Source organism: Pseudomonas sp. GL_117 (genome assembly GCF_057835125.1).
The window spans coordinates 1,849,613-1,865,623 of sequence record NZ_CM174418.1 but is presented as its reverse complement, the minus strand read 5'-3'; the positions used below and the strand labels follow the sequence as shown (position 1 = coordinate 1,865,623).

The window sequence follows — 16,011 nt, the reverse complement described above, 5'->3', positions numbered from 1 at the left end:
GTCCCCCGCGGCCTTCTTGATCACCCGGCAATATCGCGAATGGCGATTTCACTCAAGATGCGTTCCAGCACCTGCTCGATGGACAACTCCGTGGAATCCAGCTGTATGGCGTCAGCCGCCGGCTTGAGCGGGGCTACCGCACGCTGGGTGTCACGCTCATCGCGTGCACGGATCTCATCTAGCAGACTCGACAGACTAACACCATCGACTTTGCCCTTCAACTGCAAGTAGCGCCGGCGAGCCCGCTCCTCGGCGCTGGCGGTCAGGAAAATCTTCAGGGGCGCCTCGGGAAACACCACCGTCCCCATGTCACGACCATCGGCAACCAGGCCCGGCGGCTCTTGAAATGCCCGCTGGCGCTGCAGCAACGCATCACGCACGGCCGGCAGCGCGGCGATCTGGGAGGCCCACGAGCCGACTTGCTCGTTGCGCAAATCATCCGTCACATCATCCCCTTCCAGAATGATGCGCTGCGGATGACCTTCCGTCGCCCCGACGAACTGCACATCAAGATGCGCCGCCAGCAGCTTCAAGGATTCTTCGTTGGTCAGGTCGACGCCATGGTTGCGCGCAGCAAATGCCAGCAGGCGGTAAAGCGCGCCGGAATCCAGCAGGCACCAGCCCAGGCGCTTGGCCAGGATGCCGGCGATTGTGCCTTTGCCCGAGCCGCTTGGCCCGTCGATGGTAATCACCGGTGCTTTGATATTCACAATTGAGCCTCTTGGGCAACACGGATGCCGACTTGGGCACACAGTGTAAGAAAGTTCGGAAAAGACGTAGCAACATTGGCACAGTCACGAATACGAATCGGCGCCGCCGCCCGCAGGGAGGCCACGCTGAACGCCATTGCAATCCGGTGATCGCCATGGGCATGGACTTCACCACCCCCCAGCAACCCACCGTCAATAATAATCCCATCTGAGGTCGGTTCACACTTGACCCCCAGCACCCGCAGACCATCGGCCATGACCTGGATACGATCGGACTCCTTCACGCGCAGCTCTTCAGCCCCGCGCAACACCGTTCGCCCCTCAGCGCAAGCCGCTGCGACAAACAGTACTGGAAACTCATCGATCGCCAACGGCACCAGCGCCTGGGGAATGTCGATACCCTTCAGCACCGCCGCGCGCACACGCAGATCAGCGACAGGCTCGCCGCCCACTTCACGGGGATTTTCCAGGGTGATGTCCGCCCCCATCAGCCGCAGGATGTCGATGACCCCAGTGCGCGTCGGATTGATACCGACATGTTCCAGCACCAGTTCGGAACCCTCGGCAATCGTGGCGGCCACCAGGAAAAACGCCGAAGAGGAAATATCCCCTGGCACTTCAATACGGGTAGCGACCAGCGCACGCCCGGATTCAACCGACGCCGTAGCCCCTTCCACCGCCACCGGGTAACCAAAACCTCGCAACATGCGCTCAGTGTGGTCGCGGGTCGGTGCAGGCTCGGTCACTGCGGTCTTGCCTTCGGCATACAGCCCAGCCAGCAGCAGGCAGGACTTGACCTGGGCACTGGCCATCGGCAGCGCGTAACTCAAGCCCTTCAACACCTGCCCACCACGAATGGTCAACGGCGGACGCCCCTCAGGCCCAGTCTCGATCACCGCGCCCATTTTCCGCAGCGGCTCTGCCACGCGGCTCATCGGGCGCCTGGACAGTGACGCATCCCCCGTCAATACGCTGTCGAAACGCTGCGCGGCCAACAAGCCGGACAGCAAGCGCATGGACGTACCGGAATTCCCCAGGTAGATCGGCCCCGGTGCAGGCTTCAAGCCATGCAAGCCGACGCCGTGAATTGTCACGCGCCCATGGTGCGGCCCCTCGATCACCACGCCCATATCGCGAAACGCCTGCAAGGTCGCCAGGGCGTCTTCACCTTCGAGGAAACCTTCAACCTCGGTCACGCCATCTGCCAACGAGCCCAGCATGATCGAGCGATGAGAGATCGACTTGTCACCCGGCATGCGAATACGCCCGCTCAAGCGCCCACCCGGATTGGCGACGAAGGTCAGCTCATCGTTGCTCACAGCGGTTTCGACGTAAGCCCGGCGCTCCAGAATCTTGCCGAAGTGCTCACGTGCCACCCGCGCACGGGTGAATACGCCCAGCAACTGATGACCATCCCCTGCATCGACCGCGTCCCGCAGGGCGTCGAGATCACTGCGGAAGGTATCCAGCGTGCGCAACACCGCTTCGCGGTTGGCGAGGAAGATGTCGTGCCACATCACCGGGTCGCTGCCGGCAATCCGCGTAAAGTCGCGAAAGCCACCGGCGGCGTAACGAAAAATCTCGAGGTTTTCGTTGCGCTTGGCCAGGGAATCCACCAAGCCAAATGCCAACAGATGCGGCAAGTGGCTGGTCGCCGCCAGCACTTCGTCATGACGCTCGACCTGCATATGCTCGACATCCGCCCCCAACGCGCGCCACAGACGATCCACCACGGCCAGCGCAGCCGGATCGGTTTGCGCCAATGGCGTCAGGATCACTTTATGGCGACGGAACAGCTGCGCATTGGACGCCTCCACCCCACTCTGCTCGGAACCGGCAATCGGATGCCCAGGCACGAACCGCGCGGGCATGCCGCCAAAGGCCAGTTGCGCCGCGCGCACCACATTGCCCTTGGCGCTGCCGACATCCGTCAGAATCGCCTGCCCCAGATCCATCCCCGCCAGCAGAGCCAGCAATTTCTCCATCGCCAGGATCGGCACGGCAAGCTGGATCACATCAGCCCCCTGGCACGCGAGCGCAAGGTCCGCCTCACAGCGATCCACCACCCCCAACTCAACCGCCAACTTGCGCGATTGCGGGTCCAGGTCCACACCGACCACTTCGCCACACAGCCCACTTTCACGCAGGCCCTTGGCAAAGGAGCCGCCGATCAAACCCAGGCCGACCACCACCAGGCGACCGATCATAGGCACGACAGGTTGCAATGCAGTGACATCAACCACGGGCCAGAACCTTGGCCAGCGCCTCCAGGAAGCGGGCATTTTCAGCTGGCAAACCAATGGTGATACGCAAGTGGTTCGGCATGCCGTAATTGGCCACCGGGCGCACGATCACACCCTCACGCAGCAGCCCCTGGAACACCGGGGCCGCCACCTGGCCGAGGTCGACACAGATGAAGTTGCCCTTGGACGGAATCCAGCCCAGGCCCAACTCACGGAAGCCTTCCTGCAATTGCAGCATGCCGCTTTGGTTGATACGACGACCTTCTTCCAGGTACTCGGTATCCTTCACCGCCGCACAAGCTGCCACCAGGGCGAAGCTGTTGACGTTGAACGGCTGGCGAACACGGTTCAGCACATCGGCGACGACTGCGGTGGACAGGCCGTAACCAACCCGCAGCGACGCCAGGCCATAGGCCTTGGAGAACGTGCGCGATACCAGCAGGTTCGGGTAGGCCGCAAGGAAGTCCAGGCCGTCCGGCAGGTCACTGCCTTCGGCGTACTCGATGTAGGCTTCGTCCAGCACGACGAGCACATGCTCCGGTACGTCCTGCAGGAAATCGTCCAACGCCTGCGCATCGAACCAGGTCCCGGTCGGGTTGTTCGGGTTGGCGATAAACACCACGCGGGTCTGTGCATCGATGGCCGCCAGCATCGCTGGCAGATCGTGGCCCCAGTCCTTCGCAGGAATCACCCGCGCATCCGCACCAACCGCCTGGGTAACGATAGGGTAGACAGCGAACGCATGCTCGCTGAACACCGCATTGAGGCCCGGCGCCAGGTAGGCACGGCCGACCAGCTCAAGGATGTCGTTGGAACCGTTGCCCAGGGTCACCTGGTTCAGCGCGACCCGGCACTTCTCTGCCAACAGCGACTTGAGGGCAAAACCGTTGCCATCGGGATAACGGGTCAGCTCGGCCAACTCTTCACGAATCGCCGCCAACACCTTGGGGCTCGGGCCCAGCGGGTTCTCGTTGCTGGCCAGCTTGACGATCTTTGCCGGGTCCAGATTCAACTCACGTGCCAACTCGTCCACAGGCTTGCCCGGAACGTAAGGCGACAGTTGCTGCACGCCCGGCTGCGCCAGGGCGAGAAAGTTGCCACTCATGTTAACGCCTCACAAAACCGCTTTCGGGTAAGAGCCCAGCACCTTGAGCGCCACGGCTTCCTGGCTGATCTTCTCCAGCACGCCCTTGACCAGCGGGTCGCGGTGATGGCCGATGAAGTCGATAAAGAACACGTAGGTCCATTTACCACTGCGCGAAGGACGGGTCTCGATGCGTGTCAGGTCAATCCCGTTATCGTGGAACGGCACCAGCAGTTCATGCAGCGCGCCGGGCTTGTTGCTCATGGAAACGATGATCGAGGTCTTGTCGTCGCCAGTCGGCGGCACTTCCTGGCTGCCAATCATCAGGAAACGCGTGGAGTTATCCGGGCGATCCTCGATTTTCTCGGCCAGGCGCGTCAGGCCGTACAGGCCCGCAGCCATATCACCGGCAATCGCCGCCGAGTTCCACTCCCCCTTGACCCGCTTGGCCGCTTCGGCGTTGCTGGACACCGCCACGCGCTCGACATTCGGGTAGTGCGCATCCAGCCACTTGCGGCACTGGGCCAGGGACTGGGCGTGGGAATAGATACGGCTGATGCTGTCGGTCTTGGTGTTCTCACCCACCAGCAAGTGGTGGTGGATACGCAGTTCGACTTCACCGCAGATCACCATGTCGTGCTCAAGGAAGCTGTCCAGGGTGTGGTTGACCGCGCCCTCGGTGGAGTTTTCCACCGGGACCACGCCAAAGTTCACCGCCCCCGCTGCCACTTCGCGGAACACTTCATCGATCGCCGCCATCGGCTTGCTGATCACGGCGTGGCCAAAGTGCTTCATGGCTGCCGCCTGGGTGAAGGTGCCTTCAGGGCCGAGGTAAGCCACTTTCAGGGGCTGCTCCAGAGCCAGGCACGAAGACATGATTTCGCGGAACAACCGCGCCATCTCTTCGTTGCCCAGCGGGCCTTTATTGCGCTCCATCACGCGCTTGAGCACCTGGGCCTCACGCTCGGGACGATAGAACACCGGCACCTCGCCTTCAGCCAGGGACGCCATCTTCACCCGGGCCACTTCCTGGGCGCAGCGCGCACGCTCACTGATCAGCTCCAGGACTTTCTCGTCCAGGCTGTCAATGCGCACGCGCAGGGCCTTGAGTTCTTGCTCAGACATTAGCCGTGTTCCTTTTCGAACTCTGCCATGTAGGCAACCAGCGCGTTGATCGCATGGATGTCGACGGCGTTGTAGATGGAGGCGCGCATGCCGCCGACCGAACGGTGACCCTTGAGGTTCAGCAGGCCACGCGCGTCGGCACCGGCCAGGAACGGCTTGTCCAGGCGATCATCAGCCAGGCGGAACGGCACGTTCATCCACGAGCGGTCAGTGCGGTTGATCGGGTTGCTGTACAGGCCGCTGGCGTCGATGAAGTCGTACAGGGTGCGCTGCTTCTCTTCGTTCAGCTTGCCCATGGCTGCCACACCGCCCTGCTCTTTGAGCCACTCGAACACCAGGCCGGACAGATACCAGGCGAAAGCCGGCGGAGTGTTGTACATCGAGCCGTTATCGGCCGCGACCTTGTAGTTGAGCATGGTCGGGCACAGCGAACGGGCGCGACCCAGCAGGTCTTCGCGGACGATATTGACCAGGATGCCGCTCGGGCCGATGTTCTTTTGCGCACCGGCGTAGATCATGCCGTATTTGGACACATCGATCGGGCGCGAAAGAATGTCAGAAGACATGTCACACACCAGCGGAACGTCGCCCACTTCCGGTACCCAGTCGAACTCCAGGCCACCGATGGTTTCGTTCGCGACGTAGTGCACGTAGGCCGCATCCTTCGACAGCTTCCATTCGTTCTGACCTGGAATCGCGAAGTAATCGTAGGGCTTGGCAGTGCCCGCCACATTCACGTGACCGTAACGGGAGGCCTCTTCAATGGCCTTCTGCCCCCAGATACCGGTGTCGATATAGTCGGCAGTGCCGTCTTCCGGCAGCAGGTTCAGCGGGATCTGGGCGAACTGCTGGCTGGCGCCACCTTGCAGGAACAGCACTTTGTAATTGGATGGGATGTCCAGCAAGTCGCGCAGGTCCTGCTCGGCCTTGTTGGCAATGGATACGAACTCATCGCTGCGATGGCTCATTTCCATCACAGAGAGGCCTTTTCCATGCCAGTCGAGGAGTTCACCCTGCGCACGCTGCAGGACTGCTTCAGGAAGCGCCGCGGGACCGGCACAGAAGTTATAGGCTCTCTTGCTCACATCCAATCTCACTCTGATCTGGTGGGGCTGCAATCATGTTCGGCAACAACCTTTCTCTGGAGCGAATCCCCGTGGGAGCCGGCTTGCCTGCGATAAGGGCACCTCGGTATCGCAGTGATACCGCGGCGCTGCCATCGCAGGCAAGCCAGCTCCCACATTGACCGCATCCAGCCAAAGGATGTGTTATTTCACAAGGGACAAACAACAAGGGGGCGAATCTTCATCCGCCCCCTGTGTGTCCGCTTATTCCTGCGGTTCTTCTTCGCCTGCGGCAGCGTCGAGGGTTGGCTCGTCAACGTTGTCATCGCCTGCTGCGATCACCTCGCCGTCAAACTCTTCACCTTCCAGCTCCTCGCCTTCGACTTCCGATGGCTCCTGGACACGCTCCAGGCCCACCAGGGTTTCGTCGCTGGCCAGCTTGATCAGCGTCACGCCCTGGGTGTTACGGCCCAGGCTCGACACTTCGGCCACACGGGTACGCACCAGGGTGCCCTGGTCGGAAATCAGCATGATTTCCTCGCCATCGAGCACCTGGACCGCGCCGACCAGACGGCCGTTGCGGTCGTTGCTGACCATGGCGATCACGCCCTGGCCGCCACGTTTGTACTCCGGGAACTCGCTGATGGCGGTCCGCTTGCCATAACCACGCGCCGAAGCTGTGAGGATCTGGCTGCCTTCTTCCGGGATCAGCATCGAAATCAGCTTCTGCCCTTCCGGCAGGCGCATGCCGCGCACACCGCGGGCGGTACGGCCCATGGCACGCACGTCGGATTCCTTGAAGCGCGTCACCTTGCCGCCGTCGGAGAACAGCATGACCTCACGCTCGCCATCGGTGATGGCCGCAGAGATCAGTACGTCGCCTTCATCCAGCTCCAGGGCGATCAGGCCCACGCTGCGTTGACGGCTGAAGGACTCCAGCGGGGTCTTCTTCACGGTGCCTTTGGCGGTCGCCATGAAGATGAAGTGACCTTCGGTATATTCGTCCACCGGCAGCATGGTGGTGATGTATTCATCACTGTCCAGCGGCAGCAGGTTGACCAGCGGACGGCCACGGGCGGCACGGGAGGCTTCCGGGATTTCGTAGGTTTTCAGCCAGTACACCTTGCCCTTGCTGGAGAACAGCAGCAGCGTGGTGTGACTGTTGGCGACCAGCAGGTGAGCGATGTAGTCCTCATCCTTCACGCCGGTAGCCGATTTACCTTTACCACCACGACGCTGGGCCTGGTACGCAGCCAAAGGCTGGGTCTTGGCGTAGCCACCGTGGGAAATGGTCACGACGCGCTCTTCTTCCGGGATCATGTCACCCAGGGTCAGGTCGAGGCGTGCATCGAGGATCTCGGTGCGGCGCACGTCGCCGTATTCGGCGCGGATCACTTCCAGTTCTTCGCGGATCACTTCCATCAGGCGCACAGCGCTGCTGAGGATGCGGATCAACTCGCCGATCTGGTTGAGGATCTCCTGGTACTCGGCCAGCAGCTTCTCGTGCTCCAGGCCGGTCAGGCGGTGCAAGCGCAGTTCCAGGATGGCCTGGGCCTGTTCCGGCGACAGGAAGTACTTGCCTTCGCGCAGGCCGTATTGCGGGTCCAGGGTTTCCGGACGGCACGAGTCGGCACCGGCACGCTCAACCATCGCCACCACGGCGCTGGATTCCCAAGGCGTGCTGATCAGCGCTTCCTTGGCTTCCGACGGGGTTGGCGAGGCCTTGATCAGAGCGATCACCGGGTCGATGTTCGACAGCGCAACCGCCTGGCCTTCCAGGATGTGGCCGCGTTCGCGGGCCTTGCGCAGTTCGAATACGGTACGGCGGGTCACCACTTCACGACGGTGACGGACGAAGGCTTCCAGCAGATCCTTGAGGTTCAGGATGCGCGGGCGGCCATCGATCAGTGCAACCACGTTGATGCCGAACACGCTTTGCAGCTGGGTCTGGGCGTAGAGGTTGTTGAGGATCACCTCAGGCACTTCGCCACGACGCAGCTCGATCACCACGCGCATACCGTCTTTGTCGGACTCGTCGCGCAGCTCGGTGATGCCTTCGAGCTTCTTCTCTTTGACCAGCTCGGCGATCTTCTCGATCAGACGCGCCTTGTTCAGCTGGTACGGCAGTTCGGTGATGACGATCTGCTGGCGACCACCGACCTTGTCGATGTCTTCGATCATCGAGCGGGCGCGCATGTAAATGCGGCCGCGGCCAGTGCGGTAGGCTTCGATGATGCCGGCGCGACCATTGATGATCGCGGCAGTCGGGAAGTCCGGACCGGGGATGTATTGCATCAGCTCGTCGACAGTCAGCTCGGGGTTGTCGATGAGGGCCAGGCAACCGTCGATGACTTCACCGAGGTTGTGCGGCGGGATGTTGGTCGCCATGCCCACGGCGATACCACTGGAACCGTTGACCAGCAGGTTGGGAATCCTGGTGGGCATGACAGCCGGGATCATTTCGGTGCCGTCGTAGTTCGGCACCCAGTCCACGGTTTCTTTATGCAGGTCGGCCAGCAGCTCGTGCGCCAGCTTGGTCATGCGCACTTCGGTGTATCGCATGGCCGCAGCGTTGTCGCCGTCGACCGAACCGAAGTTGCCCTGACCGTCTACCAGCAGGTAACGCAGGGAAAACGGCTGGGCCATCCGAACGATGGTGTCGTACACCGCAGTGTCGCCGTGAGGGTGATACTTACCGATCACGTCACCGACAACACGGGCAGATTTCTTGTACGGCTTGTTCCAGTCGTTACCCAGCTCGCTCATCGCGAACAGCACACGCCGGTGCACGGGCTTCAAGCCATCGCGCGCATCAGGCAGTGCCCGACCGACAATTACGCTCATCGCGTAGTCGAGGTAGGACTGTTTCAGCTCGTCTTCGATATTGACCGGGAGGATTTCTTTGGCCAGTTCGCCCATGAGAAGCCTGATTCCTTTTTCGGGTGAAACCTCGTCACATCCATATGGGACGAACGAAGCTCGCCGCTGCCGGCACGGTGCCTGACAACGACTTACGACAAATCAACGAGTTATGACACGGATCTGCACGTTATAGGCCACCCCTCGGGGCGGCCTTGGAAACCGCCGGATGTTATCACAATCGCCGCCACGCACCTATCCCCCTGATGCGCATGGAGCATAGTAAGTTGACGGATGACAGGCTTGAGGGCGACGAGAGGGGCTCAGAGCTGGATCCAAGCCCGTTTCCGGGGGCAAATTGGCTTAATGCAGGCGCTTACGACACATCAACTTGGCCAGCTTGGCAGCGTCCGGCCGTTCGACCACGCCTTTTTCGGTCACGATCACGTCGATCAGGTCGGCCGGGGTCACGTCGAACACCGGATTGAAGGCCGCCACATCCGCCGCGAAGCGCTGGCCGGCGACTTCGAGCAACTCACCGGCATCGCGCTCTTCCAGGGCAACATCATCGCCAGTGGCCATCATCAGGTCCAGGGTAGAACTCGGCGCCACGACCATGAAACGCACGCCGTGGTGCATCGCGCATACAGCCAACTGGTAAGTGCCGATCTTGCTGATCACATCACCGTTGGCGGCAATGCAGTCGGCGCCGACGATGACCCAGGTCACGCCTTTGGTCTTGAGGATATGCGCACCGGCCGAGTCGGCGTTCACCATCACCGGGATACCCTCGCCCGCCAGCTCCCAGGCGGTCAGCCGCGAACCTTGCAGCCAGGGCCGGGTTTCATTGGCATAAACCTGCTCGACCATGCCCTCCAAAAAGGCCGCACGAATAACCCCAAGCGCCGTGCCGACGCCGCCGGTGGCCAGTGCGCCAGCATTGCCATGGGTGAGGATCGCCTGGGCATTGCCCTGGTGCTTGCGGATCAACTCGACGCCGAGCTGGGCCATGGTCAGGTTGGCCTCGCGATCACTTTCATGGATCGCAATCGCTTCGGCCTCCAGCATCGCCAGCGGATCGGCGTGCGTTTTGACGCGATCGAGGCGGTCACGCATGCGCTTCAACGCCCAGAACAGGTTCGACGCGGTGGGGCGGGCGTCGGCTAAAAGTGCGTAGTCTTCTTCCCAGGCGGCCTGCCAGTCACCCCCCTCGGCAATCCGCTCACGGGCGGCGAGCACTAGGCCATAGGCGGCACTGATACCAATGGCTGGCGCGCCCCGCACCACCATCGTACGAATCGCGGCGGCCACGGCTTCAACCGTGGAGCACGCGACCCAGCTTTCCCGGGACGGCAAGGCACGCTGATCGAGCAGGTACAGCGCGCCATCACGCCAATCGATGGCCTTCACTTTCTCCGCAGCCAACAGTCGATCGCGCATCCCTTACTCCGCACTCATGAACAAAAGCCGCCGATTATAGCGATCCGCCAGCCAGGACGCTCGGGTATACTTCGGCCTTCTTTTATAGCTGCCTGGGAAGAAGCCCGCGATGACCTCCACTGCCGCCCCGCTCGACTTGGTGTTGCTGCCGACCTGGCTGGTGCCTGTCGAACCTGCCGGCGTGGTGCTCAAGGACCACGCCCTGGGCATCCGCGACGGGCGCATCGCGTTTATCGGCCCACGGGCGACGGCGCTGAAACTGGCGGCCACCGAAGTCCGTGAGTTGCCGGGCATGCTGCTCAGCCCTGGCCTGATCAACGCCCACGGGCACGCGGCAATGAGCCTGTTTCGCGGCCTGGCCGACGACCTGCCGCTGATGACCTGGCTGGAAAAACACATCTGGCCGGCCGAAGCCAAGTGGGTCGACGAAGCGTTCGTGCGCGACGGCACCGACCTGGCCATCGCCGAGCAGCTCAAGAGCGGCATTACCTGCTTCAGCGACATGTACTTCTACCCCAAGGTGGCCAGCGACTGCGTGCACAACAGCGGCATGCGCGCGCAGATTGCAATTCCGATCCTCGACTTCCCGATTCCCGGCGCCAGCAGCGCCGACGAGGCGATTCGCCAGGGCGTCGAGCTGTTCGGCGACCTCAAGCATCACCCCCGCGTCAACATCGTCTTCGGCCCCCACGCACCGTACACCGTGAGCGATGAAAACCTGGAAAAGATCCGGGTCATGGCCGAAGAGCTGGATGCTTCAATCCACATGCACGTTCACGAAACCGCCTTCGAAGTGCAGCAAGCTGTCGAGCAGACCGGCGAGCGCCCACTGGCACGCCTGGCCCGCCTCGGGCTGTTGGGCCCGCGCTTCCAGGCCGTTCATATGACCCAAATCAGCGAGGCCGACCTGGCTTTGCTGGTAGAAAGCAACACCAGCGTCATCCATTGCCCGGAATCCAACCTGAAACTGGCCAGCGGCTTCTGCCCGGTGGAGCGTCTGTGGCAGGCTGGGGTGAATGTGGCGATCGGCACCGATGGCGCCGCCAGCAACAATGACCTCGACCTGCTGGGCGAAACCCGCACCGCCGCGATGCTGGCCAAGGCCGTCGCCGGTTCGGCCACCGCCCTGGATGCCCACCGCGCCTTGCGCATGGCCACACTCAATGGTGCGCGCGCCATGGGCCTGGAAAGCGAAATTGGCTCGCTGGAAGTCGGCAAGGCGGCGGATATGGTCGCCTTCGATCTGTCGGGGCTAGCGCAACAACCGATCTACGATCCGGTCTCACAACTTATATATGCCACCGGACGCGATTGCGTGAAACATCTCTGGGTCGCCGGCAAGCAGTTGCTCGACGACCGGCAATTGACCCGCATGGATGAACGACAGTTGACCGCCACGGCCATCGCCTGGGGCCAACGCATCGGCGGGCATAGCGAATAACGCCGGCCTTGAAGCGGTACGTTCAAGACCGACAAACCGATTTATCAGATTTAGAGGATGCACCATGAGCAACGTCGACCACGCCGAAATCGCCAAGTTTGAAGCCCTGGCCCACCGCTGGTGGGACCGCGAAAGCGAGTTCAAACCCCTGCACGACATCAACCCGCTGCGGGTCAACTGGATTGACGAACGTGTCAACCTGGCCGGCAAGAAGGTGCTGGACGTTGGTTGCGGCGGTGGCATCCTCAGCGAAGCCATGGCCCAGCGCGGCGCCACGGTGATGGGCATCGACATGGGCGAAGCGCCTCTGGCCGTGGCTCAGTTGCACCAGCTGGAATCCGGCGTGAACGTCGAATACCGCCAGATCACCGCCGAAGATCTCGCCGAGCAAATGCCCGAGCAGTTCGATGTGGTCACGTGCCTTGAGATGCTCGAACACGTGCCGGACCCGTCCTCGGTGATCCGCGCCTGCTTCCGCATGGTCAAGCCTGGCGGCCAGGTGTTCTTCTCCACCATCAACCGCAACCCCAAGGCCTACCTGTTCGCGATCATCGGCGCCGAATACATCATGAAGCTGCTGCCGCGCGGCACCCATGACTTCAAGAAATTCATCCGCCCGTCCGAGCTGGGCGCGTGGAGCCGTCAGGCCGGGCTGACCGTCAAGGACATCATCGGCCTGACCTACAACCCGCTGACCAAGCACTACAAGCTGGCCAGCGACGTTGACGTCAACTACATGATCCAGACCCTGCGCGAGGAATAAGCCTGTGAAGTTGCGAGCAGTTCTCTTCGACATGGACGGTACACTGCTGGACACCGCGCCGGACTTTATCGCCATCTGCCAGGCGATGCGCACCGACCGCGGCCTGGCGCCGATCAACGACCAGCACATCCGCGATGAAATCTCCGGCGGTGCGCGGGCGATGGTGGCCGTGACCTTCTCGATGGACCCCGAATCCCCAGGTTTTGAAGAGTTGCGCCTGGAATTCCTGGAGCGTTACCTCAAGGGCTGTGCGATCCACAGCAAACTGTTCGACGGCATGGATGAACTGCTGGCAGACATCGAAAAGTCCAAGCTGGTCTGGGGCGTGGTCACCAACAAGCCGCTGCGCTTTGCCGAACCGATCATGCAGCAGTTGGGCCTGGCCGAGCGCTCGGCGCTGTTGATCTGCCCGGACCACGTGAAGAACAGCAAGCCCGACCCTGAGCCCCTGATCCTGGCGTGCAAAATGCTCGACCTGGACCCAGCCAGCGTGCTGTTCGTCGGCGATGACCTGCGCGACATCGAGTCCGGTCGCGACGCCGGCACCCGTACGGCGGCGGTCACATTCGGTTATATCCATCCGGACGACAACCCACGTAACTGGGGCGCCGATGTCGTGGTGGATCACCCGCTGGAATTGCGCAAAGTGCTCGATAGCGCACTGTGCAGTTGCTGATTGCTCAAGAATCTCAAAAACACCGATTCCATGTGGGAGCTGGCTTGCCTGCGATAGCAGCCTGCCAGCCGACACTTCTGGTGACTGATACTCCGCTATCGCAGGCAAGCCAGCTCCCACAGGAATTGGATTGCACATTGAGCGCTGTATCACTGTGAATTTTGTCGAGGCTATTTATGTTTGATTACTCTGCACGTCCAGAACTGCTCAAAGGCCGGGTGATCCTGGTGACCGGCGCCGGTCGCGGGATTGGCGCGGCGGCGGCGAAAACCTACGCCGCCCATGGCGCCACCGTGCTGTTGCTGGGTAAGACCGAAGCCAACCTGGCCCAGGTGTATGACGAAATCGAAGCGGCCGGCCACCCCCAGCCGGTGGTGATCCCGTTCAACCTGGAGACCGCCCTGCCCCATCAATACGATGAGCTGGCTGCGATGATCGAAAAGGAATTCGGTCACCTCGACGGCCTGCTGCACAACGCCTCGATCATCGGCCCGCGTACGCCGATCGAGCAGTTGTCCGGCGAGAATTTCATGCGCGTGATGCACGTGAACGTCAACGCGATGTTCATGCTCACCAGCACCCTGCTGCCGCTGCTCAAGCTGTCCCAGGATGCGTCGGTGGTGTTCACCTCCAGCAGCGTCGGGCGCAAGGGTCGGGCGTACTGGGGGGCTTATGGTGTGTCGAAATTTGCCACTGAGGGTTTGATGCAGACCCTGGCGGATGAGCTTGAGGATGTGGCAGCGGTACGCTCTAACAGCATCAACCCAGGTGGCACACGCACCAGCATGCGCGCCCAGGCCTATCCAGGGGAAAATCCGATGGAACGGCCTGCGCCAGAAGAGATCATGCCGGTGTACCTGTACTTGATGGGGCCGGACAGCGCTGGCATCAACGGCCAGGCGTTCGACGCGCAGTAACAACTGACACACCATAAAACTAAATGTGGGAGGGGTCTGTGTGGGAGCGGGCTTGCTCGCGAAAGCGGTGTATCAGGACCAGACTTGCTGGCTGACACTCCGCTTTCGCGAGCAAGCCCGCTCCCACACAAGCCCGCTCCCACATGGGTATTGCGGTGTTCTTTAGTTTTTCACCACTTCTTCAAGGGTGAAGCGGCCCAACGGGTTCTGCAGGAAGTTGCTGATGTTGCTGCGCGAGATATTGATATACGGGCTGTAGTACAAGTCGATCCAGTTCACATCCTGCTTCGCCAACTTCTGCAATTGCACATACATCTGCTCACGTTTGACCGGGTCCGCTTCGATCCGCGCGGCTGCCACCAGGTCCTTGACCTTGTCGTTCTTGTAGCGAGTCATGTAGTTCTGGTTGGTGTCGTGGCCCAGCACGAAGGTGGTCTTCTGGTCCGGGTCGAGGATGTCGTTGGTCCAGTACATCACCGAAATATCGTACTCACCGTCCACCAGCATCTGCCAGCTCTGGGTCGGGTCGACCTTTTGCAGGTTGGCGGTCACGCCGACCTTGGCCAGTTGGTCCTTGATGATCACCGCGATCTGCTCGTCGGCTTCGTTGCCGGCGTTGACCACATAGTTGAGCTTCAAGTCCTTGGCACCGGCAGCCGCCAGCAGTTTCTTGGCTTCGGCCGGGTCGTACGGGCGTTGCAGGTTGTTGGCGTAGTGGTACAGCGAGCCTTTGGGGATGTAGGAATACGCCACAGTGCCCTGACCGTAGGTGGCGGTCTTCACCAGCGATTGTTTGTCGATGGCCAGGTCCAGTGCCTGACGCACTTCGGGCTTGGCCAGCAGGCCGTGCTCGTGGTTGATCAACAGATGATCTTCACGGGTCGACGGGTCGGCGTGGATCACCACGTTCTTGTCTTTCTTCAGTTCTTCAACCCGCGAGAACGGCACGAAGATCGCCGTATCCAGCTCGTTGTTCTGCACCATGCGCATGCGCGTGTTGTCGTCGGTCACCGAGACCCACTCCACGCCATCCAGGCTCACGTTCTTGGCCTGCCAGAAGTTCGGGTTCTTCTTCAGGATCACACGATCGCCCTTGCGCCACTCGTCTACGGTGAACGCGCCGGAAGTCACCGGGTTTTCCGAGTAGGCGTCTTCGCCCATCTTGGTCATGGCTTTTTCCGACAAGATCGATACCGTCGGCGACGCCAATTGCGAGAGGAAGGCTACGGCCGGAGTCTTGAGGGTGACCACCAGGGTTTTCGGATCCGTCGCCTTGGCCGTGTTGATCAGGTTGAACGGGTCAGCCCACAGCGAAGCCTTGTTGTCGCGGATGCGCAACAGGCTGAACGCCGCATCCTCGGCGGTGATCGGCGAACCGTCGGAGAACTTCGCATCCCGCAGCTTGAAGGTGTAGGTCAGGCCGTCCTTGGAAATATCCCAACTTTCTGCCAGCCCCGGCTCCATCTTGGTGCCCAGGTTATCCACGCGCACCAGGGTGTCGTAAACGTTGGCGAACACCCAGGTATCGCGGTTTTGCGCGCTTTTGATCGGGTCGAACGTGGTGCTGTCTTCACGACAGCCGATGGTCAGTACCCCAGCGGCTTGCGCCAACCCGGTAGTCAGGGACCATAGGGTCAATGTTGCGGCGGCGAGAGACTTCAAGTGGCGCGATTGCATATCACAACTCCT

Annotated in this window: 12 protein-coding genes; 4 read left to right on the top strand and 8 right to left on the bottom strand. The window is 61.5% G+C overall.

Going from position 1 to position 16,011, the window contains the following annotated elements; all coding sequences use genetic code 11:
• Nucleotides 1-20: 20 nt before the first annotated feature.
• The 7 genes from cmk to mtnA form a co-directional block, all read right to left on the bottom strand.
• Nucleotides 21-710: a (d)CMP kinase gene (gene cmk, locus AC3ISR_RS08420; RefSeq protein WP_192298688.1), complete on the bottom strand. Its 690-nt coding sequence runs from the start codon at nucleotides 708-710 to the stop codon at nucleotides 21-23.
• A complete protein-coding gene (locus tag AC3ISR_RS08415) occupies nucleotides 707-2,917 on the bottom strand; it encodes a bifunctional prephenate dehydrogenase/3-phosphoshikimate 1-carboxyvinyltransferase (protein WP_463984364.1) in 2,211 nt (736 codons plus the stop codon). The genes cmk and AC3ISR_RS08415 overlap by 4 nt, the downstream gene beginning before the upstream one ends.
• Nucleotides 2,918-2,945: 28 nt before the next feature.
• On the bottom strand, nucleotides 2,946-4,058 hold the full coding sequence (gene hisC, locus AC3ISR_RS08410) for a histidinol-phosphate transaminase (RefSeq protein WP_463984346.1): 1,113 nt from the start codon (nucleotides 4,056-4,058) through the stop codon (nucleotides 2,946-2,948).
• A 9-nt stretch (nucleotides 4,059-4,067) separates the two neighbouring features.
• Complete coding sequence (pheA, locus tag AC3ISR_RS08405; RefSeq protein ID WP_003172650.1) at nucleotides 4,068-5,162, bottom strand: prephenate dehydratase; 1,095 nt, start codon at nucleotides 5,160-5,162, stop codon at nucleotides 4,068-4,070.
• Nucleotides 5,162-6,247: a 3-phosphoserine/phosphohydroxythreonine transaminase gene (gene serC, locus AC3ISR_RS08400; protein WP_226455358.1), complete on the bottom strand. Its 1,086-nt coding sequence runs from the start codon at nucleotides 6,245-6,247 to the stop codon at nucleotides 5,162-5,164. The genes pheA and serC overlap by 1 nt, the downstream gene beginning before the upstream one ends.
• Nucleotides 6,248-6,490: 243 nt before the next feature.
• Complete coding sequence (gene gyrA, locus AC3ISR_RS08395; RefSeq protein ID WP_192298685.1) at nucleotides 6,491-9,145, bottom strand: DNA gyrase subunit A; 2,655 nt, start codon at nucleotides 9,143-9,145, stop codon at nucleotides 6,491-6,493.
• 303 nt (nucleotides 9,146-9,448) lie between these two features.
• Nucleotides 9,449-10,525 carry an S-methyl-5-thioribose-1-phosphate isomerase gene (gene mtnA / locus AC3ISR_RS08390; RefSeq protein ID WP_489324687.1) on the bottom strand — a complete coding sequence of 359 codons (1,077 nt, stop codon included), beginning with the start codon at nucleotides 10,523-10,525 and terminating at the stop codon, nucleotides 9,449-9,451.
• 109 nt (nucleotides 10,526-10,634) lie between these two features.
• Between mtnA and AC3ISR_RS08385 the strand changes: the two genes are divergently transcribed.
• From AC3ISR_RS08385 to AC3ISR_RS08370, 4 genes are all read left to right on the top strand, one after another.
• A complete protein-coding gene (locus AC3ISR_RS08385) occupies nucleotides 10,635-11,966 on the top strand; it encodes a TRZ/ATZ family hydrolase (protein ID WP_192298683.1) in 1,332 nt (443 codons plus the stop codon).
• Between the two features lie 64 nt (nucleotides 11,967-12,030).
• Nucleotides 12,031-12,729 (top strand): bifunctional 2-polyprenyl-6-hydroxyphenol methylase/3-demethylubiquinol 3-O-methyltransferase UbiG, encoded by a 699-nt coding sequence (gene ubiG / locus AC3ISR_RS08380; protein ID WP_192298682.1) that lies wholly within the window; start codon nucleotides 12,031-12,033, stop codon nucleotides 12,727-12,729.
• A gap of 4 nt (nucleotides 12,730-12,733) precedes the next feature.
• Nucleotides 12,734-13,405 carry an N-acetylmuramic acid 6-phosphate phosphatase MupP gene (mupP, locus tag AC3ISR_RS08375; RefSeq protein ID WP_489324686.1) on the top strand — a complete coding sequence of 224 codons (672 nt, stop codon included), beginning with the start codon at nucleotides 12,734-12,736 and terminating at the stop codon, nucleotides 13,403-13,405.
• Nucleotides 13,406-13,581: 176 nt separating this feature from the next.
• Nucleotides 13,582-14,322: a YciK family oxidoreductase gene (locus tag AC3ISR_RS08370; protein WP_192298680.1), complete on the top strand. Its 741-nt coding sequence runs from the start codon at nucleotides 13,582-13,584 to the stop codon at nucleotides 14,320-14,322.
• A 162-nt stretch (nucleotides 14,323-14,484) separates the two neighbouring features.
• Here AC3ISR_RS08370 and AC3ISR_RS08365 read toward each other — a convergent pair whose 3' ends face one another.
• Nucleotides 14,485-15,999, bottom strand: coding sequence for an ABC transporter substrate-binding protein (locus tag AC3ISR_RS08365; protein WP_192298679.1), 1,515 nt, complete (start codon nucleotides 15,997-15,999; stop codon nucleotides 14,485-14,487).
• Nucleotides 16,000-16,011: the final 12 nt, after the last annotated feature.